Source organism: Kineococcus sp. TRM81007 (assembly GCF_022669155.1).
Classification (GTDB): Bacteria; Actinomycetota; Actinomycetes; order Actinomycetales; family Kineococcaceae; genus Kineococcus.
Genome location: NZ_JALBVB010000057.1, coordinates 148365 through 171909, shown reverse-complemented (window position 1 = coordinate 171909; position 23545 = coordinate 148365). Strand labels below are relative to the sequence as shown.

Below are 23545 nucleotides of genomic sequence, written 5' to 3'. Positions count from 1 at the left end.
CAGTCCACCCGTCTGGAGGAACGCACGATGGAGTACCGGACCCTGGGCAGCAGCGGCACGTCCGTCTCCCACCTCGCCCTCGGCACCATGACGTTCGGCGCGGAGACCGACCGCGACGGCGCCTTCGCGCAGCTCGACGCGTTCGTGGAGGCCGGCGGCACGCTGGTGGACACCGCCGACGTCTACAGCGCGGGCACCTCCGAGGAGATCGTCGGGGCGTGGTTCGCCGCCCGCCCCGCGGAGGTGACCGAGCGGGTGGTGCTGGCCACCAAGGGGCGCTTCCCCACCTCGGGGGAGCCCAACGGCGTCGGCCTCTCGCGCCGGCACCTGACCCGCGCGCTGGACGCCTCGCTGCGCCGGCTCGGCCTGGACGCGGTCGACCTGTACCAGGTGCACGCCTGGGACCCGTGGACCCCGATCGAGGAGACGCTGGAGACGCTCGACGCGTTCGTGCGCGCCGGCAAGGTCCACAACGTGGGCCTGTCGAACTTCACGGGCTGGCAGCTGCAGAAGGCGGTGAGCACGGCCGACGCGTCGGGCCTGGTGCGGCCGGTGACGCTGCAGCCGCAGTACAGCCTGCTGGTGCGCGAGATCGAGTGGGAGATCGTGCCGGCCGCGGAGGAGAACGGCCTGGGGTTGCTGCCGTGGTCGCCGCTGGGCGGTGGCTGGCTGTCGGGCAAGTACACCCGCGACAACGCCCCCACCGGTGCGACGCGGCTGGGCGAGAACCCCGAACGGGGCGTGGAGGCGTACGCGCGCCGGAACTCCCAGCAGCGCACCTGGGACGTCATCGCCGCGGTGCAGCAGGTCGCGGAGGCGCGCGGGGCGTCCATGGCGCAGGTGTCGCTGGCGTGGCTGGCGGCGCAGCCGGCGGTGTCCTCGGTGATCCTCGGCGCGCGCACGCTCGAGCAGCTGCGCGACAACCTGGGTTCCGCGGACCTGGAGCTGGAGGCCGACGAGCTGGACGCGCTGGACACCGCCAGCGACCCGCAGCCGGCGGACTACCCGTACGGCGTCCCGGGCGAGCAGCAGCGCAGCCGCAAGCTCACCGGCGGACGGTGAACCTGCGGCTGCGCTGAGCGGGTCGTGAGCCCGGGGGCCTAGCGGTCCTCGGGCTTGCGGTCCGCCGCGACGGCGTCGCGCTCCCCCATGGGCTGCGGGTCGCCGACGGTGGTGTCGTGGTCCGTCTGACGTTCCGACTCCGCGTTGATCTCGGCGCCGAGGAGGATGGCGTAGCTGGTCAGCCACAGCCACATCAGCAGGATCACCACACCGGCCAGCGCGCCGTAGTTCTTCACGTAGGAACTGCCGCCGGCCAGCGTGACGTAGAGCGAGAAACCGATCGAGACGAGCAGCCACAGCGCGGTGGCGACCCCCGCCCCGACCGAGGTCCACTTCATCCGCGGCGAGTCGCGGTCCGGGGCCAGCCGGTACACCACGGCCAGTGCCACCAGCACCAGGCCCAGCAGCAGCACCCAGCGCAGGACGCTGACGACGACGTTCACGACACCGCTGGCGCCGAGCGCGTTGACCAGGACCGGCGCGACGGCGATGAACCCGATGGCCAGCAGCATGAAGACGATCGCGCCGAGCGTCAGCAGCAGGGCCACGCCCTTGCGCTTGACGAAACCGCGGGTCTCGTCCTCGTCGTAGGCCATGTTCGTGGCGGCCATGAGGTTCTGCACGCCGCTGGAAGCGCTCCACAGCGCCAGCACGATGGCCAGGGCGGCGCTCCACCCGGCACTGGCCTTGTTCTCGCTGACGTGCTCGACCTGGCTGGTCACCAGGTCGCGGGCCTCCTGCGGGATCGCGGAGATCTGGTCGATCTGGTTCGTGATCTGGTCGGGGTTGCCGAACAGGCTCCACAGCAGGAACGCCGCGGTCAGCGCCGGGAAGATGGCCAGGAACGCCTTGAACGCGACGCCCGCCGCCAGCAGCGGCACCTGGTCGTCGCTGGCCTCGCCCCAGGCCCGCTTGGAGACCTGCAGCCAGCCCTTCGCGGGGATCTGCTGGGGGGACTGGGCCTTCTCGCCGTGGTCGTCGTGCTGCACGGACAGCTCGTCGCTGCCCGCGCTGTCGCGCTGCGTCGTCCTGCTCATGGTCTCCACTCTCCCGTCCCCCGCACCGGGGCGCGCGCCGAGCACGTCGGCGTCGCGCAGTGCTGCTCAGGGGATGTGCGTGCCGCCGCGGGGTTCGGACGGCGCGTCGGCGTCGTCGGTGTCCAGCGCCTCGTCGACGAGGTCGTCCGTGCTCTCCTGCACGGCGTCCTGCTCGCCCCGAGGGCGGGTGTTCTCGTCCGGTCCGGTGCTCACACGTCCTCCTCGTCCACGGCCCCGCCCCCCGGAGGGGGCGGGGCCGTCGTCGGGTCCTGCCGGGTCCAGATCAGCTGCGGGCGGTGCCGCGGACCTCGCCGGCCGCGGACTGGCCCTGGCCCTTGACCTCGCCGGCCGCGGACTGGCCCTGGTCCTTGACCTCGCCGGCCGCGGACTGGCCCTGGTCCTTGACCTCGCCGGCCGCGGACTGCCCGTGCTCCTTGACGTGGGCGGCGGCGTCCTGCGCGTCGGAGCGGACGGTGTCCACGCCCTGCTTGGCGGTGTCGGCCACCTCGTGCGCAGCCTGCGTCGCCTGCTCCTGCAGGTTCTCGCGCACGTCCGTCGCCACGCCCTTCGCGGCCTCGACCACACCGCCGCCGTGCTCCTTGGCGGCGTCGACGGCCTTCGCGGTCGCCCGCGTCTCCTTCTCGCTGGCCGGGACCAGCGAGGAGAGCAGCCAGCCCGCCCCGAAGGCGATGAGCCCGGCGGCCAGCGGGTTGCCGCGCGCCTTCGTCGTCACGGCGCCCTTGGCGTCGCCGGCGGTGCCCGCGGCGCCCTCGCGCAGGCCACCGGCCGAGTCGCCGGCGCGGTGGCGCACGTCGCCCGCCTTGCCGCGCACGTCGCCCGCCTTGCCGCGCACCGAGTCGGCCGCGTCGTGGGCGGAGCCCATGACCGAGTCGGCGGCGTCGTGGGCGGAACCCATGACGCGGTCCTTCAGCCCGGTCGCCCTGTCCTTGACCTTGTCGGCCTGGCGCTGCGCGACGTTCGAGGGGCTGAGCCGGTCGGTCAGCTCGTCGAGGTCGGCGCTCAGCGCGGAGCGCGTCCCGGCGATCTCGCTCTCGATCTGCTCGGGGCTGCCGGGTCCGGCGTGGCCGCTCAGCTCGTCGGGTGCTTGGCCCATTGCGCGTCCTCCTTCAGTGTCACGGTGGTCCGCTCCAGCGGGGGCGGGACCTGCTTCATCGCCTTCTGGCCGCTCTTGGCGAGCACGGCCGCCACGACGCCCCACACGACGGTGACGACGAGCGCGGCCCAGGCGTGGCCGATCAGGTCGCCCAGCGCCAGGATCGCCAGAGCGGTCAGGGAGGCCAGGAACAGGTGCCCCGCCACGCCCGCTCCGGCGAACATTCCCGCACCGCGGCCGGCGTTCTTGGCGTCCTGGCGCAGTTCGGTCTTCGCGAGGGCGATCTCCTGGCGCACCAGCGCGGACATCTCGGTGGTGATGCTGGAGAAGATCTCGCCGATGGAGCGCTCGCCGCCGCCCTCGGGCTCGGGGCGGGGCGCGCTCGTCGCGCCGCTCACGGCCGACGTCCGTGGGTCGGGGTGTCCGACACCGACGGGACGTCGGAGGCGATGTGGCGCGGGACGAGGTCCTCGTCGGGGTTCTCGCCGTAGCGCGCGACGTCCGCCTCGACCCCGCCGGCACCCGGGGCACCGGGCAGCCCGGTGCCGGAGGTGGTGGCCGCACCGGTCGCCGTGGTGCCCGTGCCGGTCACGCCCGCGGCGTAGGTGGACGACCGGTCGCTGCCGCGCAGGTCGAGGGTGGCGTCGGTGCCCGCCGCGGGGGTCGGCGCGGTGCTCAGGGGCTCCAGCTCACGCCCCTCGGCGCCCTTGCCCCCGGAGGAGCTGTGGGCGGCCTGCGCCCCGCGGGTGACCCGGCCGGCGAGCGCACCGGCGGCCAGGGCCCCCAGCAGGAACGCCCCGGGACGGCGGCGCGCGTAGGAGCGCACCTCCTCCAGCAGCTCGCGCGGCTCGCGGTTCGCCAGCGCCTCGCCCCACGTGCCGGCGCGCTCGCCGACCTGGCGCACCAGCTGCGTGGCCGTGCCCGAGCCCTCGCTGGCCCGGGCCATCTGCGACAGCTCGGAACCGGCCTGCTGCAGGAACGCCGCCAGCTTGTCGCGCTGGCCGGTGGTCTGCTCGTCGACCTGCCGGCGCAGCTCGCCCAGCAGGTCCCCGGCGTGGCTCTGCGCCTCGTGCAGCACCTCGCCGAGCTGCTCCTGCGCAGAGGCCGCGACGTGCCCGGCCTCCTCCTTGGCGGTGCCGGCCACGGCCCCCGCCTGCTCCTTCGCGGTGCCGGCCACGTGGCCGGCCTGCTCCTTCGCGGTGCCGGCCACCTGGCCGGCCTGCTCCTTCGCGGTGCCGGCCACCTGGCCGGCCTGCTCCTTCGCGGAACCCGCGGTCTCCTGGGCGCGCTGCTTGGCGCCGCCGGTGCCGCCGGCACCGGCGGACGGCGATCCTGCGCCGCCCGTCACGTCGTACGTCGACATGTTCGCCTCCTCGTGAGGGTGCTGACTGCGGTGACCTGGTCGGACGCCGCTCAAGCCTTCTGGTCGCCGCCGACGGCGTCGTCCGCCTTCTGCTGAGCGGTGTCGACACCGCTCGCGTGCTCGCCGCCGGTCCTGGCGTCCGCGGCGTCGCCGGCCTTGTCGATGGCCTGGTCGGTCTGTGACTCGTGGCCCTCGGCGAACTGCTGGGCCTTGTCGGCGATCCCCACGTCGGTCTCCTCGTGGCTGGACCGGCCTTCGAGACCGGTGCGGTGATCAGTTGCGGTCACGGAGGGACTACCCGGACGGCGGGAGGTCAAACACGCGACCTCCGGACGTGCCGACCGGGAGCACCCGCGCGACAGTTGAGCGCGTGAAGGCACTCACCTGGCAGGGCAAGCGGTCCGTTCGCGTGCAGGAGGTCCCCGACCCCCGCGTGGTGGAACCGACCGACGCCGTCGTCCGCATCACGTCCACCGCGATCTGCGGTTCCGACCTGCACCTGTACGAGGTCCTGACGCCGTACCTGTCGAAGGGCGACGTCCTGGGCCACGAGCCGATGGGGATCGTCGAGGAGGTCGGCCCGGAGGTCCCGAACCTGTCCGTGGGCGACCGCGTGGTGATCCCGTTCCAGATCGCGTGCGGTCGCTGCTTCATGTGCGAGCGCGGCCTGCAGACGCAGTGCGAGACGACGCAGGTGCGGGAGAAGGGGTCCGGTGCGGCGCTGTTCGGCTACACCTCGCTGTACGGGTCCGTACCCGGCGGGCAGGCGGAGTACCTGCGGGTCCCGCACGCCGACTACGGGCCGATCAAGGTCGGTGACGACCTGCCCGACGAGCGGTACCTGTTCCTCTCCGACGTCGTGCCCACCGCGTGGCAGGCGGTGGCGTACGCCGGGGTCCCGGACGGCGGCAGCCTGGCCGTCCTGGGGCTGGGGCCGGTGGGGCAGGTGGCCGCCCGGATCGGCCGGCACCTGGGGTACGAGGTCGTGGGCGTGGACCCGGTGCCCGAGCGGCGCGCGATGGCCGAGCGGCACGGCGTCACCACGATCGACCTCACCGACGCCTCGGGGAACGACGCCGCGACACAGCTGCTGGAGCGCTTCGACGGCCGCGGGCCGGACTCCGTCGTGGACGCCGTGGGGATGGAGGCGCACGGCGGTCCCGAGGGGGCGATCGCGAAGGTCGCGCAGACCGCCGCGGGGCTGCTGCCCGACGCGGCAGCGCAGAAGGTCATGGAGACCGGCGGCATCGACCGCCTGGGTGCGCTGCGGACCGCCGTGGGCGCCGTGCGCCGCGGCGGCACCGTCTCGCTCTCCGGCGTCTACGGCGGCGAGGCGGACCCGTTGCCGATGATGACAATGTTCGACAAGCAGATCCAGTTGCGCATGGGGCAGTGCAACGTGCGCCGCTGGCTCGACGACGTCCTGCCCCTCGTGGAGGACCCGGCGGACCCGCTGGGCGTGATGGACCTGACCACCCACCGGGTGGCCCTGGACGACGCCCCGGAGGCGTACGCGATGTTCCAGGAGAAGGCGGACGGTTGCGTCAAGGTCGTCCTGCGGCCCTGAGCGTGCAGCACCACGGGCACTCCCTGCGCGACACCGCCCGCGGGGCGCTGTTCGGCCGCTGGCCCCGGCTGGGGCTGGCGCTGCGCAGCGCCGTCGCCGCGGTGATCGCGTGGCAGATCGCGCTGTGGCTGCCGTTCGCGCCCGCTGAGACCTACCCCTACTACGCACCGCTGGGCGCGGTCGTCGGCTCCTACACGACGGTGCGCTCCTCGGTGCGCAACTCCTCCCAGGCCGTCGCGGGCATCGTGCTCGGCGGGGTCCTCGCCCTGGCGGCGGAGCTCACCCTCGGGTCCGGGCCGGTCGTCCTCGCCGTCGTGGTGTTCGCCGCGACCCTGCTGGCCGGCTGGCGGTCGCTGGGCGACCAGCGCAGCTGGGTCCTCACCGCCGCGCTGTTCGTGCTGGTCGTCGGCGCTTCCGACCCCGTCACGTACGTGCTGGCCTACGTCGGCCTCACCACGCTCGGCGGCGCCGTCGCCGTCGCCGTGAACACCCTGCTGCCGGAACTCCCGCTGCTGCAGTCCGACAGCGCCCTGGAGCAGCTGGGGCAGGTCCTCGCGGAGCAGCTCGGCGACCTCGCCGAGGGCCTGCGCCGCGACGACCCGCCCGACGCCGAGGAGTGGTCCCGGCGCCTGCGCTCGGTCGAGCCGGTGCGCGCGGCGGCACGGGTGACGGGTGAGGAGGTGGACGACTCCCTGCGGGGCAACCTGCGCGCGCGCTGGCACCGGAACGACCTGCGGCGCCGGCAGGAGCGCCTGCTGCTGCTGGGCAACCTCGCCGTGCGCGTGGAGGAGCTGACGTCGCTGCTGGTGGAGGTGCAGAACACCACTGAGCGGGGTGTCGCCCTGGACGAGGCCGTGCTGCGCCAGCAGGTGGCCGCAACCCTCACCGCGACGGCGGCCGTGGTGCGCGAGCACCTGGACGGCGACTCCCCCGCCGAGCGCACGAGCGCGCTGCGCGAGGAGGTGCAGCGGCTGTCGGCCGCCGTGGCCGCGGCCGAGTACACCAACGAGCGCGACCGGCAGACCGCCGGGGCCGTCGTCACCGCGGTGCGCCGCTGCCTGGGCGTGCTGGAGGGGGACCGCGCGGAGGCGGAAGCGGACCCGGAGGCCGTCGCCCCCACCCCGTGGACGCTGCCCGGGACGTCCTCCGGCGGCGGTGGGCGGCCGCGGCGGGCCGGGCCCCGGTGGCGGCACCCGTTGCGCCGGAGCGGGTGACCTCCTCGCGAGCGGCGCGGTTGAAGGCGGCGGAGGCGGGTACGGGGAACTCACGAGCGGCAACGCCGAGGAACCGATGAGAGGAGCCCTTCGTGGTCAAGTACCTGCACGACGCCGGCATCAAGTCCGAGTGGGCCTACGCGGCCGCCTTCGGCAGCATCGGGCTGTCCTTCGCGTCGTGGCTGACGTCCAAGGAGAAGGAGAAGGGCGCCGGCATCGACCGCGCCGACCGCTGGGGCATCTTCATCGGCCAGTGGGCGCCGACCTTCTTCGGCTTGGGCAACGCACTGAAGTCGTACGAGAAGAACTGACCCGACGGACCGGGTCCGGAGACGACCAGCGAGAAGGATCCAGGAGGGACCTGCGTGTACCAGCACACCCGTGAACTGCAGTTCACCGCCAAGCCGGAGAAGCCCGACGCGCTCTTCGCCGCCAAGTTCCAGGAGATCCTGGGCGGTCAGTTCGGCGAGATGACCGTGATGATGCAGTACCTCTTCCAGGGGTGGAACTGCCGCGTCCCCGGCAAGTACAAGGACATGATCATGGACATCGGGACGGAGGAGATCTCGCACGTCGAGATGCTCACCGTCATGCTCGCCCGCCTGCTGGAGGGCGCCCCGGGCGAGACGACCGAGAAGGCCGCCGCCGCCAACCCGGTGCTCGCCGCGGTCCTCGGTGGCCAGAACCCGCAGCACGCCATCGTCTCCGGTGGTGGCGCCCGGCCCACCGACAGCCAGGGCAACCCGTGGAACGCCGGCTACATCGTCTCCAGCGGCAACCTGCTGACGGACTTCCGCTCCAACGCCGCCGCCGAGGGGCAGAGCCGGCTGATGACCAGCCGCATCGCCAACATGACGGACGACCGCGGTGTGAAGGACATGCTGGCCTTCAACCTGGCCCGCGACACCTACCACCAGCAGCAGTGGCTGCTCGGCATCCAGATGCTGGTGGAGGAGGGCTACACCGAGTCCGAGATCGAGCGCTCCAACGGCGACTGGGAGAACAAGGACGCCGCCCACGTCTTCTACACCTCCACCAACGGCAGCCGCGCCGGTGAGGGCCTGTGGGCCACCGGCAACAGCGTCGTCGACGGCGAGCCGTTCCGCGCGGAGCCGCTGCGGCCGCTGACCGAGGACGACGGCGTCCTGCCCGCGCCCGACCCGCTGCAGTTCGTCACCTACGACGGCAGCCAGGGACCGGGCAAGCCCGGCAACGCCGCCGGTGCCGCGGCGCAGCAGGCCGAGAACGTGGTCACCAAGGTGAAGGACGCCATCACCGGCGACAAGCACTGAGGTCCTCCCCCGCGGGGGGATCGGGGGGCGGGGNGGGTGCCCCGCCCCTCGCCGCTCCCGGCGACGCAGCGGCCTCCGGTGCCCGGGTGGTCAAGGCCGGTCCACGGGAAACCGACACCTCGACCGTGACCTGCGCACCGACCCGGACCGAGCACCACCGCACGCGAGGGACGAGCGCGTGAGCGCGGCGCTCGCGCTGCTGGCCAGCGCCCTGTGGGGCACCTCCGACTTCCTCGGCGGGACCGTCAGCCGGCGCCTGCGCGCGGTGCAGGTGCTCGCCGTCTCCCAGGTCCTCTCGTGCGCCGTGCTGCTGGCCGTCCTCGGCGGCTCCCTCGGGGCGGGGGCGGGTGCTCCCGTCGCGTCGTGGCTGGGGTGGTCGCTGCTGGCGGGCGTCACCTGGGCCGGGGCCATGGCCGCCCTGTACACCGCGCTGGCCCGCGGCACCATGGGCGTCGTCGCGCCCATCGCCGCCGGCGGCGCCGTGCTGCCCGTCCTGCTCGGCCTGGCGGCCGGTGAGCGCCCGGCCCCGGTGCAGCTGGCCGGTGTCGCGATCGCGATCGCCGGCGTGGTGGCCTCCGCCGGCCCCGACCTGCGCGGCGGAGCCGGCCGGCAGGGTGCCGCCGTCGCGCTGGCGCTGCTGGCCGCCGTCCTGTTCGGCGTGGAGATCTGGGCGCTGGCCCGGGGCAGCGCCTCCTCCGTGCCCGCGACGCTGCTGGGCATGCGCGTCACCTCCGCCGCCCTCGTGGTCGCCGCCGCCCTGGCGCGCCGCGGCGCGCAGGGCCCGGGTCGCGTGCAGCCGCGCGACCTGCCGCTGCTGCTGGCGCTGGGCGTGCTGGACCTGGCCGCCACGGCCGCCTACGCGCTCGCCTCCCGCAGCGCGCTCGTCAGCGTCGTCGCGGTCCTGGCCTCCCTCTACCCGGCCGTCACCGTGCTCCTGGCGCGGCAGGTCCACGGCGAGCGCCTCAGCCGCGTGCAGGCGGCCGGTGTGGTCGTCGTGCTCGTCGGTGCCGTGTGCGCCGGCCTGGGCTGACCGGGTCCGGTCGCGGGGTCGCGCCGGCCACCCGTTCGGCGGTGCGGAGGAGCCGTCCCGCTGCCGATCCACCTGCTGTGTCCGAGCAGGAGGTTCCCGTGGCCGAACAGGCGCCCGCCGGCGCCCCGTCCGCCGGCTGCTCGCGGCGCTCGCGGGCGCTGCACGCGCTCCTGCTCCTGGCGCCCCTGCTGTTCTTCGTCAGCACGGTCCCCGGGGTTCGCCCGCAGGAGGGGTACCGGTTCCTGCTCGACGGCGTCCTGAACAACCTCGCCTACGGGTCCGCGGCGCTGCTGTGCCTGCTGCGGGCGCACCGCGCAGCGGTCGGGCGCTCGGGCAGCCGGCTGGCGGGCTACCTGTTGGGTACGGGGCTGGCCCTGTACGGCGGCGGGAACGTGTTCTGGACGTTCGTGGTGCGGCCGATGGCCGACCCGCCGTACCCGTCCGGCTCGGACGCGCTGTTCCTGTCCTTCTACCCCCTGGCGTTCGCGGCGCTGGTCCTCGCGGCGCGCCGCCGCGGCGACCGCTCCACCCGGGAGCTGTGGCTGGACGGGCTCCTCGCCGGTCTGGCGGTGAGCGCCACCGCGGCCGCCGCCGTCCTCGGCGAGATCCTGGACGTGCCCGCCGAGGGGTGGGCCGCCGTCGCCGTGACCACCGCCTCCCCGCTGCTGGACCTCGTGCTGCTGACGCTGCTCGCCTCGGTGCTCGCCACGCACGGCTGGCGGCCGCCGCGCGGGCTGTGGCTGCTGGCGGCCGGCCTGGTGCTGTTCGTGGTCGCCGACACCGTCTACCTGCTGCGCACCGCCCACGGCACGTACGTGTCGGGGCGGCTCGGCGACGGCGTGTGGGTCCTGGGCGTGGTCCTCATGGCGCTCGCACCGGGCTGGCCGCAGCGGCGCAGCCGGCTCCGGCTGCCGCGGTGGGCGGTCGTGGCCATCCCCCTGCTGTCCACGGTGCTGGCCCTCGGGGTGCTGGTCCTCGACCACACCCTGCGACTGCACCCGGTGGCCGTCGCGCTGGCCGCGGCGACCGTGGTGGCGGCGCTGGGGCGACTGCTGCTGACGTTCCGGCAGGTGGCGAACCTCGCCGAGAGCCGCGAGCTGGCCCTCACCGACGAGGTGACGGGACTGGGCAACCGCCGCGCCGTGTACCGCGCCGTCGAGGAGGCGGGGCGGGACCGCGACGGGCAGCCGGAGGTGGCGCTGCTGCTGCTGGACCTGGACCGCTTCAAGGAGGTCAACGACAGCCTCGGCCACCACGCCGGCGACGAGCTGCTGCGCGCCGTCGGCGAGCGGCTGCGGCGCGTCGGCCGGGAGAGCGCCGCCCGGGAGGTCGTGCGCCTGGGCGGCGACGAGTTCGCCCTCCTGCTCGGTGCCGCCCCTCCGGTCGCCGAGTCGGTCGCCGCCGCGGTGCACGCGGCGCTGGAGGCTCCGATCGCCGTCGAGGGGCTGCAGGTGCGGGTGCGGGCCAGCATCGGCCTCGCCGCGCTGCCCTCCGCCGCACTGGACGCCTCGGCGCTGCTGCGCCGCGCCGACGTCGCGATGTACCGCGCCAAGACCCGCGGCCTGGGCACGTTCACGTACGACGTGGCGGCCGACGAGTTCGCCTCCGGCGACCGGCTAGCCACCGCGGAGCTCGTGCGCGAGGCCGTGCAGCAGCGGGCGCTGACGCTGCACTACCAGCCGAAGGTGGACACCGGCACCGGCCGCGTCGGCGGCGTCGAGGCGCTCGTGCGCTGGTACCACCCCACCCGGGGCCTGCTGTACCCGGACGCGTTCCTGCCGGTCGTCGAGGGGGCCGGGCTCATGGAGGAGATGACCGTGGCCGTGCTGGAGCAGGCGCTGGACCAGGCCCGCGACTGGTACCTGGCCGGTGACGCGCTGGCGGTCGCGGTGAACCTGTCCGCCTCGTCGCTGTCCGACCCGCGCCTGCCCGACCGCGTGCAGCGGCTGCTCGCCGAGCGCGACCTGCCGGCGCACCTGCTGGAGATCGAGATCACCGAGGACTTCCTCATGGCCGACCGCGAGCGCGCGCAGGTCATCCTCGACGGGCTGCGCCGCCGCGGGGTGCGGGTGGCCGTCGACGACTACGGCACGGGCTACTCCTCGCTGGCGTACCTGCGCCAGCTGCCCGTGGACGACCTGAAGCTGGACCGCTCCTTCGTCACCGACCTGGGCTCGGACCCGAGGGCGCTGGCCATCGTCCGCTCCACGATCATGCTGGCGCACTCGCTGGGGCTGCGGCTGGTCGCCGAGGGCGTCGAGGACGCCGAGACCTGCCGCGAGCTCACCGACGCCGGGTGCGACGTGGTGCAGGGCTGGTACTTCAGCAAGGCGCTGCCCGCGGCGGAGCTGACGGCCTGGCTGCTGCGGCACCGCGCGGCGGCTCCCGCGGCAGCCGCTCCCGCCACCGCGCCCGCGGCGGGGGTGACCTCGTGAGCACACCGGTGCTGGGCACGACCCCGGTGCCGGTGCGGGTCCCGCCGGGCCGGCGCGAGGTGGGCGGGCTGCCCGGGACCGATCGGGTGGAGGGCGCCGCCGCCGTCGGGGCGGTCCTGCCGGAGGCCGACGCGCTGGCCGCGGACCTGGGGCAGCCGGTGACGGCACGGCTGCCGTGGTGGCGCGCGCGCCTGTCGGTGCGGCCGGCGGCCGCGCCGTGGGCGGTGCTGGTGCGCGACGCGGCCGGCCGCCCGCGCGCCGCCGCCGTCCTCGTCGACGAGCTCTCCCCCGCCGCACCCGGCGAGCGCCGCAGCACCCTGGCCGCCGGCGGGGACGGCTACCTCGCCGGCGTCGCCGCCGCCACGGCGGACGACGCCCGTGCGCTGGGCTGCGCCCTGACCGCGGGCGCGGCGTCCCGCGGCACCCGCCTCGAGCTGGAGGACCTGCCCGACGACGCCGTCACCCGGGCGCTGGCCGCCGGCGCGGGAGCCGGTGTGCACCCGCTGGCCGCGGTGCCGTTCGTGCGCCGCCCCGCGGACGGCGACCCGCTGGACCTGCTCAGCCACGGCACCCGGAAGACGCTGCGCAAGTCCCGCAACCGCATCGCCGCGGACGGCCTGACGGTGCGGCTGTCGTTCACGTCCGCCCCGGCGGCCCTGGAGGAGCTGCTGCCCGACCTGGAGGTCGCCCACCGCGACCGCGACGACGCCCACGGCCTGCCGTGCGTGCTGAGCACCCCGGCGGGCCGGGCGGCCTGGCAGGCGCGCGCCCGCGAGCTGGCGAGCGCGGGAGCGCTCGAGGTCGCCTCGCTGCACCTGGACGGCGAGCTGGCGGCGTACGTGCTGGGGGTGCGGGACGGCGAGCGCCACGGGGTCCTCGAGGGCAGGTTCCGCACCCGGTTCGCGCGCTACGCACCGGGGCGGCTGCTGGAGGCCGCGGTGCTGCGGCGGGCGCTGCTCACCGACGGGGTGCAGCTGCTGGACTGGATGACGGGGGTGGCGCCGGAGACGCTGCTGGCCGCCGACGGCGCCGCGGCGCGCGTGGCGGTGCGCCGCCCCTGACCCGGCCCCTCCCCAGCGCCTGCACCGGCACCGGCACCGGCCGGAACGGCCGCCGCGGTGGCCCCGTTGGCCCGGCGTGAGCCCCGCACCGCCGCCCGTCGTCCCCCTGTCCGTGCTGGACCTGTCACCGGTCCCCTCGGGCACGCCCGCGGCGACGGCGCTGCGCCGCACGGTCGAGCTGGCCCGGGCGGCGGAGCGGTTCGGGTACCACCGCTACTGGCTGGCCGAGCACCACAACCAGCCCTCGACGGCCGGCTCGGCGCCGGCGGTGCTGGCCGCGGCGGTCGCCGCCGCGACCGGTGAGCTGCGCGTCGGCGCGGGCGGGGTGATGCTGCCCAACCACGCGCCGCTGGCCGTGGCGGAGGCCTTCCGGGTGCTGGCCGCCCTGCACCCCGGGCGCATCGACCTGGGCCTGGGCCGGGCTCCCGGCACCGACGCGCGCACCGCCCTGGCGCTGCGCGGCACCCGGCCCGACCCCGGCCCCGGCCCCGGCCCCGGCCCCGACGACTTCACCGAGCGGTTCACCGAGCTGCTGGGGCACGTGGACGGCTTCGCGCCGGGACACCGCCTGGCGGGGGTGCGCGCGGTGCCGGACGGCGTGCCGCTGCCGCCGGTGTGGGTGCTGGGCTCCAGCGAGCGGGGCGCGACGACCGCCGCGCGTCTGGGCACCGGGTACGCCCACGCCGGGCACCTGGGCACCGCCGACCCGGTGGCGCTGCTGCGCACCTACCGGGAGGGTTTCCGGCCCTGCGCGCACCGGGCCGCGCCGCACGCGCTGCTGACGGTCGTGGCGATCGTCGCGGACGCGGAGGAACGGGCGCGGGCCCTGCTCCGCGCGCACGAGCTGGCGAGCGTGCGGGCGCGCCTGGGCCGCCCGGGACCGCTGCCGAGCGCGGAGGAGGCCGCCGCGCACGCGTGGACGCCGGCGGAGCGGCACGTCGCCGGGCAGCTGGCCGAGGAGCTCGACGGCCGCGTCGTCGCCGGCACGGCGCCCGAGGTGGCGCGGCGGCTGCACGCCCTCGTGGCCGCCACGGGAGCCGACGAGCTCGTGGTGCTCACGCCGGTGCACGGGCACGCGGAGCGGGAGCGCTCCTACGAGCTGCTGGCGCGCGCCTGGGGGCTGGCGCCGCGCACCGCGGCGACGCGCTGAGCCCGCGGCGGCAGCGCGTGCAGGCGCACGTCGCGCAACCGCCCGTCCTGCGCCGTCAGCGTCAGGTACGTGCACGCCGGCTGCCGGCGGCGGTCGGTGGGCGAGCCGGGGTTCAGCAGCCGCACGCCCGCCGGGGTCGTGGAGTCCCACGGCACGTGGCTGTGCCCGAAGACCAGCACGTCCAGCTGCCCGGCGAAGCGGGCGTCGCAGCGGCGCTCGCGACCGGCCGCCGCCCCCGTCTCGTGCACCACGCCGAAGCGCAGACCCCCGGCCTCGAAGGACGCGAACTCCCCCAGGTGCGCGCGCACGTCCGCGCCGTCGTTGTTGCCGGCGACGCCCACCAGCCGGCGCGAACGCTCGCGCAGCGCCAGGACGGTGGCCTCGTCGACCCAGTCGCCGGCGTGCACGACCACGTCGGCGGCCGCCACCGCGTCCCACACCGCGGCGGGCAGGTCCTTCGCCCGCCGTGGCAGGTGGGTGTCCGCCAGCAGCAGCAGCCGCGCCGCGCTCACCGCGCGCGCCGGGTCAGTCCTGCGAGCCCAGCTGGCGCACGCGCACCGTCTCCGGCAGCTCGCGCAGCCGGCGGCCGACGTCCTCGGACGCGGCGGCGGCGATGTCGGTGACCACGTAGCCGAGGTCCCCGCGCGTGGCGAGCTGCTGGCCCTCGATGTTCACGCCCTCGTCGGCGAGGACCCGGTTGATCGCCGCCAGCACCCCGGGCACGTTGCGGTGCAGGTGGGCCAGGCGCACCGTGCCCGGCGTGGTCTCCGTCGCCAGCGGCGGCAGGTTCACGCTCAGGGTCGTCGAGCCGTGCAGGGCGTAGTCGCGCAGCTTCGCCGCCACGAAGCGGCCGATGTCCTCCTGCGCCTCCTCCGTGGAGCCGCCCACGTGCGGGGTGAGGATGACGTTGTCCAGGCCCCGCAGCTCCGACTCGAACGCCTCCCCGCGGCTCTTGGGCTCCTGCGGGAACACGTCCACCGCCGCGCCGGCGATGTGGCCGGACTCGACGTGCCGGCGCAGCGCGACGTGGTCGACGACGAAGCCGCGCGAGAGGTTCAGGAAGATCGACCCCGGGCGCATGCGGGCGAACTCCTGCTCGCCGAAGAACCCGCTGTTGCTGCTGCGCCCGTCCACGTGCAGCGTGACGACGTCGGCCACCTCGAGGACCTCGTGCAGGCTGCCGCAGCGGCGCGCGTTGCCCAGCGCCAGGCGGTCGGCGGTGTCGTAGAAGAACACGCTCATGCCCAGCGCCTCGGCCACCACCGACAGCTGTGAGCCGATGTTGCCGTAGCCGACGATGCCCAGCCGGCGACCGCGCACCTCGTGCGCACCGGTGGCCGACTTGTCCCAGACCCCGGCGTGCATGAGGCGGTCCTTGACCGTCAGCCGGCGCGTCAGCGCGATGATCTCCGCCAGCGCCAGCTCCACGACGCTGCGGGTGTTGCTGTACGGCGCGTTGAACACCGCGACGCCGTGCGCGGCGGCGGCGAACAGGTCGATCTGGTTGGTGCCGATGCAGAACGCACCGATCGCGCGCAGCTCCGGGGCGTTCTCCAGCACCTTCTCGGTCACGTGCGTGGTCGAGCGGATGCCCAGCAGCTGCACGCCGTCGAGGCGCTCGACCAGCTCGGCCTCGGACAGGGCGCCGGCGACCGTCTCGACCTCCCACCCGGCCTCGGACAGCAGGGTCCGCGCGTCGGCGTGGATGTTCTCCAGCAGGAGCGCGCGAGGGGCGGGGCGCAGGGCGGGCACGGTTCCTCCAGCGGTCACGAGCGGTGTGACCGCCTAGTCTGTCGCACCCCCGGAGCCGGCCCGACCCGCCTCCACCGCGCGCGCCACCGCGTCGGGCACCGCGTCCTCGCCGCCCACCAGCTCCAGCACCCGGCCACCGGGCGGCGCCGGCCGCTCCAGCAGCGCCGCGCACACGGCGGCCACGTCGGCGCGCGGCACGCTGCCGCGCTCCACGGAGCGCTCCAGCCGCACCCGGCCTGTGGGGGCGTCGTCCGTCAGCCCGCCCGGTCGCAGCACCGTCACCCGCAACCCGTCCGGGGCGGACGCGCGGGCCAGCAGCTCCTCCTCGGCGGCCAGCTTCGCGCGCAGGTACGCCACGAACACCTCGTCGACCCCCTCGGGCACGGCGCCGTCGCGCACGGCGTCCACCCCGAAGGACGAGACCAGCAGGTAGTCGCGCACGCCCGCCCGCTGCGCGGCGTCCGCCAGCAGCACCGCCGCCGCCCGGTCCACGGAGTCCTTGCGCGCCGCGCCGCTGCCCGGACCGGCGCCCGCGGCGAACACCACGGCGTCCACCCCCCGCAGCTGCTCCGCCACCTCGTCCGCGGTGGCGGACTCCAGGTCGGCGAGGACGGCGCGGGCGCCGTCGGCGGTGACGTCCGCCACGTGGTCGGGGTTGCGGACCAGCCCCGTCACCCGGTCGCCGCGCTCGGCGAGCGCTCGGGTGAGGAAGCGGGCCACCTGTCCGTGGGCTCCGGCGATCGCTGCGTGCACGACTCCGACGCTAGGCCGCGGCGCGCGGGCCCGCACCCGGGGCGGCGCACCGGCGTCGGGCACACTGCCCGCGTGCCGGACCGCGCCGCCCCCACGACCTCCGTGCGCGCCAGGCTGCACCTCGCGGCGGACACACCGTCCGAGGCGGCGCTCGGCGTCGCCGTGGCCCGCCGCCCCGGGGTGCGGGTGCTGACCGAGTCGCTGCGCGTGGACGGGCCGGACGGCGCCGTGGGAGCCACCGCCCTCGAGGCCGGCGGCGGCACGCTCCTGCACGGGCTCACCCTCCCCGCCGGCCGCACGACGGTGGAGTACGCCGCCACGGTGCGCGTGGAGCGGCGCCGCGCGCAGCCGCTGACGCCCCTGGAGCGGTGGGAGCTGACCCGCCCCAGCCGCTACTGCCCCGCCGACCTGCTCGGCACCCTCGCCGCCCGCGAGTTCGGCGCCGTGCCGCGCGAACGGCTGCCCGCGGCGGTGGCCGCCTGGGTGCACGGCGCCCTGGAGTACGCACCCGGCTCCAGCAGTCCCGCGGACACCGCGGTGGACACCCTCGTGGCGCGGCGGGGCGTGTGCCGGGACTTCGCCCACCTGACCGCGGCCCTGCTGCGGGCCCTGGACGTGCCGGCCCGGGTGTGCGCCGTCTACGCGCCCGGCCTGGCCCCGATGGACCTGCACGCCGTGGTGGAGGCGGCCCCGGTGGACGCCTGGGAGGTCGTCGACGCCACCCGGCTGGCGCCGCGCCAAGGGCTGGTGCGCATCACCGGGGGCCGCGACGCGGCCGACACGGCCTTCCTCACCACCTCCGGGCCGGTGCGCCTGGAGGCGCTGGAGGTCCTGGCCGCCGTGGACGGCGGACCGCCCGGCGACGACCTGGCGCCGGGCGCGGTCCTGCCCTGACCCCGGTGCCGCCCCCGGCGGGGCGGGACCCCGCCCCTCAGAGCTCCTCGTCCGCCAGCGTGACGGCGTCCGGGCGCGCCTCGAGCCGCTCGTCCGGGATGGGCTTGCCGGAGACCACCGAGACGCCGTAGGTGCCGTCCTCGATGCGCTTCAGGGCGTCCTCCACGCTCTGAAGGCGGCGGCGCGCGCCGTCCAGCAGGCCCTCCTGCTCCGCGGCCTGCTGCTCGTGGGCGCCCTCGTCGCCGAAGTCGTGCCCGCCGGTGGGCAGGTCCGCCGTGACGCCGTTCTCCATGCGGGAGGTGACGCCCTCGATCGTCTCCTGCAGCTCGCGCCGCAACTCGAGCAGCCGTTCGCGCGCGACCTGCGTGTCCATCGTCGTCCGTCCCTCCGTCGTGCCTGCCGGTCCCGCCGGCGGCGGGACCTCGTCCGGGGACGTGTCTACCCCGCCGCGCGCCGAGCGGCACGGCGGGGAGAGGCTGGGGGTGTGAACGCCCGAGAGATCCGCCTGGTCCGCCGCCCGCACGGCGAGCCCGTCCCCGACGACTTCGACCTCGCCACCGTCGAGCTGCCCGCCCCCGGCGAGGGGCAGCTGCTGGTGCGCACCCTCGTCATGTCCGTGGACCCCTACATGCGCCCGCGCATGGACGACGTGCCCAGCTACGTGCCGCCGTACCAGCTGGGCCGGCCCCTCGACGGCGCGGCCGTCGGTGTCGTGGAGGACTCGCGCGCGGACGGCTTCTCCCCCGGCGACCTCGTGCTGCACGGGCTGGGCTGGCGCACGCACGCGGTGCTGCCCGCCGCGGCGGTGCGCCGCCTGGACCTGCCCGCGGGCGTGCCCGAGACGGCCGCGCTGGGCCCGCTGGGCATGGTCGGCATGACGGCCTGGGTGGGGTTGCTGGACGTGGCGTCGATGCGCGAGGGCGAGACGGTGTTCGTCTCCGGCGCCGCCGGCGCCGTGGGCAGCCTCGTGGGGCAGTTCGCGAGGCTGCGCGGCGCCGGGCGCGTCGTCGGCAGCGCGGGCGGGCCGGAGAAGGCGCGGCACCTGACGGAGGACCTCGGCTTCGACGCGGGCCTGGACTACCGCGAGCGGCCCGTCCTGGACTCCCTGGCCGAGGCCGCGCCCGGCGGGGTCGACGTCTACTTCGACAACGTCGGCGGCGACCACCTGGAGGCGGCGATCGCGGTGGCCAACGACTTCGCCCGCTTCGCGCTGTGCGGCAGCGTGTCCGCCTACAACTCCCCGCGCGACCTGGGCTCCGCGCCGCCCGGGCCGCGCAACCTGTTCTCCGTGGTCGGCAAGCGGCTGCGGCTGCAGGGCTTCATCGTCGGCGACCACGCCGAGCGCCGAGCGGACTTCGAGCGCGAGGTCGGCGGCTGGCTCGCCGACGGCAGGATCGTCTTCCGCGAGACCGTCCGCGAGGGCGTCGAGGCCGCACCGGCGGCCCTGATCGGCCTGCTGCGCGGGGAGAACACCGGCAAGATGCTGGTGCGCCTCTCGCAGCGCTGACTCCCGCCGCCTCGCGCTCGCGGCGGCCGGGGGCCATGCTTGACCGGTGATCTCCGTCGATCTCGCGCTGCAGCTGAAGGACGCCGGACTGGAGTGGCACCCGGCCCCGGGCGACAGGTTCCTCATCCCGCACCGGGGCATGGACGAGGACGTGTTCACGCTCAGCGAGATGACCGCGGAGGTGCACGAGCACCCCTCGGGCCGGATCATCGGCTTCAACGGCACCACCGAGTGGGCGCTGGACTCCGTGGAGCAGCCCGAGGCGTGCTGGCTCCCGGCCGAGCACCAGCTGCGCGAGCTGCTGGGCGAGCGCTTCACCCGCCTCGAGCGGCGTGACGTGGGCGACGGTGTCGTGCACCGCGTGCTGCTGCTGGACGAGCGCGGCGCCGACGCCTTCGAGGCGCCCGACCCGGCGGACGCGTACGGGCGGGCGCTCCTGCACCACCTCTCGGGCGCGCCGGGCGGCAGCACCGGCACGGCCGGCACCACCCGCACCGCGGCCGGCTGAACGAGCGGCGGAGCGGCCGGGCGCCGCGCGGCGCCCGGCCGGACCGTCTCAGTCCTCGCCGGGCTCCTGCTCGCGCCCCGCCAGGAAGCGCTCGAACTCCGCGCCGAGCTCCTCGGCGGTGGGCAGGAAGGCGCTGGCCGCCCCGGTACCCGACCCCTCCTCGCCCTGCGCGTCGTACTGCTCCTCGAGCGCGTGCACGACCGCGGCGGCCTCCGGCGAGTCGGCGACCTGCGCGTCGACCTCCACCCGGGTGGCGGAGGCCGCCTCCAGCAGCGGCTCGACGGGCAGCTGCAGGCCCGTCTCCCCCGCCAGGGTGCGCACGAGCACCGCCGCGGCGTCGGGGTAGTCGTTGCCCGCCAGGTAGTGCGGCACGTGGGCCAGCACCGAGAGCACGTCGTGGCCGGCCTGCGCCCCGCGCAGGTGCAGCAGCGCCGCCGCGTTGCCGGGCACCTGTGCCTCCACGTCCCACGTGCGGTAGCCCTCCAGCAGCTCGGGCCGGCTGGCGCTGGCCGTCACGCCGCTGGGGCGGGTGTGCGGCACGGCGGTGGGGGCGGCGGTGAGCACGATGGTGCGCCCGACGCCGAGGTCGTCGGCCAGCAGCCACGCGGCGCGGGTGAACCGCTCCCACTGCACGTCCGGTTCCGGCCCGCTCAGCAGCAGCAGCGCCGAGCCCTCGGCGTCGCGCAGCACCTCGAGCTGCAGGACCGGTGCCGCGTAGTCCGCCCAGTGGTCGCCCGCGAACGTCATGGTCGGCCGCCGGGCGCGGTAGTCGTGCAGCTGGTCGACGTCGAAGACGGCGACGACCTCGGAGGTGCACACCTCGCGCAGGTGCTCCACGGCCAGCCGCACGGCGGCGCCGGCGTCGATGAAACCGGACAGCGCCACGACGAGGTGCGGCTCCACCAGCACGGGCGGGGTGCCCTCGAGCGAGTACAGCGACCTGGGATCCAGCATGGGCCCATTCTCGCCCGCCATCCCGCGCACCCGGTGCCGGGTGGCGCCGGCTGGCGCTGACGCGGGACCCTCGGGTCAGCCGGTGGTGCGCTCCAGCTGCGCGAGGCGCTCGGCGCGCAGCTGCTCGATGGCGGCCTCGAAGTCGGCCAGCGAGTCGAACGCCTGGTACACGGAGGCGAAGCGCAGGTAGGCGACCTCGTCCAGCTCCCGCAGGAACGGCAGGGTCGCCAGGCCGACCTGGTGGGCGTCGATCTCCGCGGCGCCCTGGGCGCGCACGGCCTCCTCGACCCGGTGCGCCAGCAGGGCGATGTCGTCCTCGCTGACCGGGCGTCCCTGGCAGGCCTTGCGGACACCGCTGGCGATCTTCGCGCGGCTGAACGGCTCGGCGGCGCCCGAGCGCTTCACCACCGACAGGCTCGCGGTCTCCAGCGTGGTGAAGCGCTTGGAGCAGTTCGGGCACTGGCGGCGCCGGCGGATGCTGCTGCCGTCCTCGGTCGTCCGCGAGTCGACCACGCGCGAATCGGCGTGCCGGCAGAACGGGCAGTGCACCCCAGGTCCCTCCCACGCGGCGCCCGGCGGCGGGCCGGGGTCCTGATCGTGGGGTGACGGTACGTCGCCGGTGTCGGCGTCGGCAAGCCGCACCGGGGCGCTGTGGACGCGACCCCGGCCGCTGCGGGGCCCGGGCAGGGCGCGCTGCGCGCCTCGGCCCTCCGCTGGGCCCACCGCTCGGCCCTCCGCTCAGTCCACCGCGGGCAGGGTCAGCCGCTGGCCCGCGCGCAGGGCCTGGGAGGGCAGTCCGTTGACCTCGGCGATCTCGGCGGCGACGTCTCGCCAGTCCTCCCCCGGGGCCAGCTCGGCGGCGATCTGCGAGAGGGTCTGCCCCGGCAGCACGGTCATCACGAGGGGCGCGGGGGCCGCGGCACCGCCGGGACCGCCGGCGGCGGCGGGCTCTCCCACCGCGGCCGCCACCGCCAGCGCCACCCCCGCCAGCGCACCGGCCGCCGTGCAGGTCACGCCCAGGCGCCCGCGGCGGGTCAGCCGCAGCGGCCGCCGGACCGGGGCGGCGGCCGGACGGCGTCGCGGCACGGGCGGGCTGGTGCGGGCACCCGCGCGGGCCGCGGCGCGGCGGGGGTGCGGCACGAGGCGGGCGGGGCGGCGGGCGGACCGGCGGGACGGTGCCGCCGGGACGGGGGCGAGGGCGGTGCTGCTCACGGGGAGGACCTCCGGCTCGGGAGCCGGTTCGAACGGGTGTTCGACCCGGCGGGGCTGTTCTACACCGCCACCCGCACCGCGCACCACCCCTGCGGGCGACCGCGGCGACCCGGGGGCGCGGCGTGCGGCGCGCACGCTGCCACCCGCCGCCGACACGCACCTCGACCGCGCGGGCCGCACGCGCGGCATCGACGCGTTCGAACACGTGTTTGAGGTCGGCGTCCGCCACCGGTAGCGTGATCGCAGCCGCGGGACGCCGCGGCCGCGACGACGGGAGCGGACGTGACGGACGTGCTGGACGGGGCGGACCACGACGGCCGGGACGGGGCCGCGGCGTCCGCGCGCCCCCTGCCCGACGGCCCGCTGGACGGGACGGGCCTGACGCCCCGTCAGCGCCGGGTGCTCGAGACGATCCGCGAGGCGGTCGAGCGCCGCGGGTACCCGCCGAGCATGCGCGAGATCGGGCAGGCCGTCGGGCTGACCAGCCCCAGCAGCGTCGCGCACCAGGTCAAGACGCTCGAGCGCCTGGGGTACCTGCGCAAGGACCCCCGCCGCCCGCGCACGCTGGAGGTCGTCGGCCCCGGTCCTGCGCACGGCGTGCTCACCGGGGGCGAGGACACGGCCGCCGACGAGCGCCCCGCCACGGCGTACGTGCCGGTGGTGGGGCGCATCGCGGCCGGCGGGCCGATCCTCGCCGAGCAGCTGGTGGAGGAGGTCTTCCCGCTGCCCGCGCAGCTGGTGGGCGCCGGCCAGCACTTCATGCTGCGCGTCGTGGGCGACTCCATGGTCGACGCGGCCATCTGCGACGGCGACTGGGTCGTGGTGCGCCAGCAGCCCACCGCCGAGAACGGCGACGTGGTCGCGGCCATGATCGACGGGGAGGCCACGGTCAAGGTGCTCCAGCGGCGCGACGGCCACGTCAAGCTGCTGCCGCGCAACGACCTCTACGAGCCCATCGACGGCGACGAGGCCGTCGTCCTCGGGCGCGTGACGGCGGTGCTGCGCAGCCTGTAGGCGCCCGCACCACCGGTCGCGCCCCGGGGGGGGGCGCCGGCCACTCAGCCGGCGAGCGGGCCCTCCCCGCCGGCGCCCACCTCGCACCACACCTGCAGGGCTCCGGGGACGCGGTACCAGCCCCAGTCCCGGGTCAGGGCGGACAGCAGCGCGGCCGCCTCGTCCCGCACGAGCACCTCCTCCAGACCGGCGAGGTCGAGGACCACGGTGATCCCGTCGGGGAGCTCACGCACCTCCACCGCCTGCAACTGCTCCACGGCACCCTCCGCGCCGAGCAGCTCGGCGGCGGCCTGCACGAGGTCGTCCGCGCGCTCCTCGTCCACCCCGCACTGCTGGGCGTACAGGCGCACGAAGCGACGCGCCCGGCCGAGCGCCTCGGCGCCCGCCGGCAGGGCCAGCCGGACGCGGTCCCCGGGGAGCACGCGGGCACCGCCCGGTTCGAGGCGTTCCGGGCGAGCAGCAGTGGGGTCCACGGGTCCTCCTGGGCGGCTCGGTGCCGCGGTGCTCGGGGGGACGGCCGTAGGCGACCGTGGGGTCCGCTCCGCGGTCCCCAGTCCTCAGCTACCCGGTGCACCGCGCACCGAAACGCGCCACAGGGCGCCTGCGCGCGACCGGCCCCGGCGGCC

General features: G+C 76.1%; 27 protein-coding genes. 13 read left to right on the top strand and 14 right to left on the bottom strand.

Annotated elements, in window-relative coordinates; all coding sequences use genetic code 11:
* Window positions 1-27: 27 nt before the first annotated feature.
* A complete protein-coding gene (locus MN205_RS17975) occupies window positions 28-1062 on the top strand; it encodes an aldo/keto reductase (protein ID WP_242129718.1) in 1035 nt (344 codons plus the stop codon).
* Between the two features lie 38 nt (window positions 1063-1100).
* Here the strand turns inward: MN205_RS17975 and MN205_RS17970 are convergent, their stop codons facing one another.
* From MN205_RS17970 to MN205_RS17945, 6 genes are all read right to left on the bottom strand, one after another.
* On the bottom strand, window positions 1101-2099 hold the full coding sequence (locus MN205_RS17970) for a YihY/virulence factor BrkB family protein (RefSeq protein WP_242129716.1): 999 nt from the start codon (window positions 2097-2099) through the stop codon (window positions 1101-1103).
* 66 nt (window positions 2100-2165) lie between these two features.
* The gene (locus MN205_RS17965; protein ID WP_242129714.1) at window positions 2166-2312 is read right to left on the bottom strand and encodes a hypothetical protein; all 147 of its coding nucleotides are present in this window, start codon (window positions 2310-2312) and stop codon (window positions 2166-2168) included.
* Between the two features lie 70 nt (window positions 2313-2382).
* Window positions 2383-3213: a DUF3618 domain-containing protein gene (locus MN205_RS17960; RefSeq protein WP_242129712.1), complete on the bottom strand. Its 831-nt coding sequence runs from the start codon at window positions 3211-3213 to the stop codon at window positions 2383-2385.
* Window positions 3189-3611, bottom strand: coding sequence for a phage holin family protein (locus tag MN205_RS17955; RefSeq protein ID WP_242129710.1), 423 nt, complete (start codon window positions 3609-3611; stop codon window positions 3189-3191). The genes MN205_RS17960 and MN205_RS17955 overlap by 25 nt, the downstream gene beginning before the upstream one ends.
* Window positions 3608-4576 carry a hypothetical protein gene (locus MN205_RS17950; RefSeq protein ID WP_242129708.1) on the bottom strand — a complete coding sequence of 323 codons (969 nt, stop codon included), beginning with the start codon at window positions 4574-4576 and terminating at the stop codon, window positions 3608-3610. Before MN205_RS17950 ends, MN205_RS17955 begins: the two co-directional genes overlap by 4 nt.
* Window positions 4577-4626: 50 nt before the next feature.
* Window positions 4627-4803 (bottom strand): antitoxin, encoded by a 177-nt coding sequence (locus MN205_RS17945; protein WP_242129706.1) that lies wholly within the window; start codon window positions 4801-4803, stop codon window positions 4627-4629.
* A 143-nt stretch (window positions 4804-4946) separates the two neighbouring features.
* Between MN205_RS17945 and MN205_RS17940 the strand changes: the two genes are divergently transcribed.
* The 8 genes from MN205_RS17940 (at window position 4947) to MN205_RS17905 (ending at window position 14325) form a co-directional block, all read left to right on the top strand.
* A complete protein-coding gene (locus MN205_RS17940) occupies window positions 4947-6143 on the top strand; it encodes a zinc-dependent alcohol dehydrogenase (protein ID WP_242129705.1) in 1197 nt (398 codons plus the stop codon).
* 2 nt (window positions 6144-6145) lie between these two features.
* A complete protein-coding gene (locus MN205_RS17935; protein ID WP_242129704.1) occupies window positions 6146-7357 on the top strand; it encodes an aromatic acid exporter family protein in 1212 nt (403 codons plus the stop codon).
* A gap of 92 nt (window positions 7358-7449) precedes the next feature.
* On the top strand, window positions 7450-7668 hold the full coding sequence (locus MN205_RS17930; protein WP_242129703.1) for a hypothetical protein: 219 nt from the start codon (window positions 7450-7452) through the stop codon (window positions 7666-7668).
* Window positions 7669-7722: 54 nt separating this feature from the next.
* Complete coding sequence (locus MN205_RS17925; protein ID WP_242129702.1) at window positions 7723-8649, top strand: manganese catalase family protein; 927 nt, start codon at window positions 7723-7725, stop codon at window positions 8647-8649.
* Window positions 8650-8827: 178 nt separating this feature from the next.
* Window positions 8828-9679, top strand: coding sequence for an EamA family transporter (locus MN205_RS17920; RefSeq protein ID WP_242129701.1), 852 nt, complete (start codon window positions 8828-8830; stop codon window positions 9677-9679).
* 98 nt (window positions 9680-9777) lie between these two features.
* Window positions 9778-12114, top strand: a complete 2337-nt coding sequence (locus MN205_RS17915) for a bifunctional diguanylate cyclase/phosphodiesterase (protein WP_308220304.1) — start codon at window positions 9778-9780, stop codon at window positions 12112-12114.
* Window positions 12111-13175 carry a GNAT family N-acetyltransferase gene (locus MN205_RS22105; protein ID WP_242129700.1) on the top strand — a complete coding sequence of 355 codons (1065 nt, stop codon included), beginning with the start codon at window positions 12111-12113 and terminating at the stop codon, window positions 13173-13175. The genes MN205_RS17915 and MN205_RS22105 overlap by 4 nt, the downstream gene beginning before the upstream one ends.
* Window positions 13176-13251: 76 nt before the next feature.
* A complete protein-coding gene (locus tag MN205_RS17905; RefSeq protein ID WP_242129699.1) occupies window positions 13252-14325 on the top strand; it encodes an LLM class flavin-dependent oxidoreductase in 1074 nt (357 codons plus the stop codon).
* On the opposite strand, the gene MN205_RS17900 is transcribed toward MN205_RS17905, so the two are convergent.
* From MN205_RS17900 to MN205_RS17890, 3 genes are read right to left on the bottom strand one after another with little or no spacing between them, the layout of a single operon-like run.
* Window positions 14268-14837 (bottom strand): metallophosphoesterase, encoded by a 570-nt coding sequence (locus tag MN205_RS17900; protein WP_242129698.1) that lies wholly within the window; start codon window positions 14835-14837, stop codon window positions 14268-14270. The two genes, MN205_RS17905 and MN205_RS17900, sit on opposite strands and share 58 nt — an antisense overlap.
* 13 nt (window positions 14838-14850) lie before the next feature.
* Window positions 14851-16077: a phosphoglycerate dehydrogenase gene (serA, locus tag MN205_RS17895; protein ID WP_242129697.1), complete on the bottom strand. Its 1227-nt coding sequence runs from the start codon at window positions 16075-16077 to the stop codon at window positions 14851-14853.
* A gap of 33 nt (window positions 16078-16110) precedes the next feature.
* Window positions 16111-16830, bottom strand: coding sequence for an NAD(P)H-binding protein (locus tag MN205_RS17890; RefSeq protein WP_242129695.1), 720 nt, complete (start codon window positions 16828-16830; stop codon window positions 16111-16113).
* Window positions 16831-16902: 72 nt separating this feature from the next.
* Between MN205_RS17890 and MN205_RS22100 the strand changes: the two genes are divergently transcribed.
* Window positions 16903-17724 carry a transglutaminase family protein gene (locus MN205_RS22100; protein WP_242129693.1) on the top strand — a complete coding sequence of 274 codons (822 nt, stop codon included), beginning with the start codon at window positions 16903-16905 and terminating at the stop codon, window positions 17722-17724.
* 37 nt (window positions 17725-17761) lie between these two features.
* Here MN205_RS22100 and MN205_RS17880 read toward each other — a convergent pair whose 3' ends face one another.
* On the bottom strand, window positions 17762-18097 hold the full coding sequence (locus MN205_RS17880) for a hypothetical protein (RefSeq protein WP_242129691.1): 336 nt from the start codon (window positions 18095-18097) through the stop codon (window positions 17762-17764).
* 111 nt (window positions 18098-18208) lie between these two features.
* On the opposite strand from MN205_RS17880, the gene MN205_RS17875 reads away from it, so the two are divergent.
* Both MN205_RS17875 and MN205_RS17870 read left to right on the top strand, forming a co-directional pair.
* Complete coding sequence (locus MN205_RS17875; protein WP_242129689.1) at window positions 18209-19231, top strand: NADP-dependent oxidoreductase; 1023 nt, start codon at window positions 18209-18211, stop codon at window positions 19229-19231.
* A gap of 46 nt (window positions 19232-19277) precedes the next feature.
* Window positions 19278-19739, top strand: a complete 462-nt coding sequence (locus MN205_RS17870) for a pilus assembly protein CpaE (protein ID WP_242129687.1) — start codon at window positions 19278-19280, stop codon at window positions 19737-19739.
* A 48-nt stretch (window positions 19740-19787) separates the two neighbouring features.
* On the opposite strand, the gene MN205_RS17865 is transcribed toward MN205_RS17870, so the two are convergent.
* The 3 genes from MN205_RS17865 to MN205_RS22095 all read right to left on the bottom strand — a co-directional run bounded on the left by MN205_RS17865 (window position 19788) and on the right by MN205_RS22095 (window position 21905).
* Complete coding sequence (locus tag MN205_RS17865) at window positions 19788-20693, bottom strand: proteasome assembly chaperone family protein (protein ID WP_242129685.1); 906 nt, start codon at window positions 20691-20693, stop codon at window positions 19788-19790.
* A 75-nt stretch (window positions 20694-20768) separates the two neighbouring features.
* Entirely contained in the window at window positions 20769-21242 is a 474-nt protein-coding gene (gene nrdR, locus MN205_RS17860; protein WP_308220303.1) for a transcriptional regulator NrdR, read from the bottom strand.
* 189 nt (window positions 21243-21431) lie between these two features.
* Window positions 21432-21905: a LysM peptidoglycan-binding domain-containing protein gene (locus MN205_RS22095; protein ID WP_242129680.1), complete on the bottom strand. Its 474-nt coding sequence runs from the start codon at window positions 21903-21905 to the stop codon at window positions 21432-21434.
* Window positions 21906-22187: 282 nt separating this feature from the next.
* Here MN205_RS22095 and lexA point away from each other — a divergent pair, with 282 nt between their 5' ends.
* Window positions 22188-22919 (top strand): transcriptional repressor LexA, encoded by a 732-nt coding sequence (gene lexA / locus MN205_RS17850; protein ID WP_242129679.1) that lies wholly within the window; start codon window positions 22188-22190, stop codon window positions 22917-22919.
* A gap of 44 nt (window positions 22920-22963) precedes the next feature.
* Here the strand turns inward: lexA and MN205_RS17845 are convergent, their stop codons facing one another.
* Window positions 22964-23392: a hypothetical protein gene (locus MN205_RS17845; protein ID WP_242129677.1), complete on the bottom strand. Its 429-nt coding sequence runs from the start codon at window positions 23390-23392 to the stop codon at window positions 22964-22966.
* Between the last annotated feature and the right edge of the window lie 153 nt (window positions 23393-23545).

What these genes read in the sequence shown, in the direction of transcription:
- MN205_RS17975 (WP_242129718.1), top strand. Translation starts at nt 28, where the DNA reads ATGGAGTACCGGACCCTGGGCAGCAGCGGCACGTCCGTCTCCCACCTC.
- MN205_RS17970 (WP_242129716.1), bottom strand. Translation starts at nt 2,099, where the DNA reads ATGAGCAGGACGACGCAGCGCGACAGCGCGGGCAGCGACGAGCTGTCC.
- MN205_RS17960 (WP_242129712.1), bottom strand. Translation starts at nt 3,213, where the DNA reads ATGGGCCAAGCACCCGACGAGCTGAGCGGCCACGCCGGACCCGGCAGC.
- MN205_RS17950 (WP_242129708.1), bottom strand. Translation starts at nt 4,576, where the DNA reads ATGTCGACGTACGACGTGACGGGCGGCGCAGGATCGCCGTCCGCCGGT.
- MN205_RS17880 (WP_242129691.1), bottom strand. Translation starts at nt 18,097, where the DNA reads ATGGACACGCAGGTCGCGCGCGAACGGCTGCTCGAGTTGCGGCGCGAG.
- MN205_RS17865 (WP_242129685.1), bottom strand. Translation starts at nt 20,693, where the DNA reads ATGCTGGATCCCAGGTCGCTGTACTCGCTCGAGGGCACCCCGCCCGTG.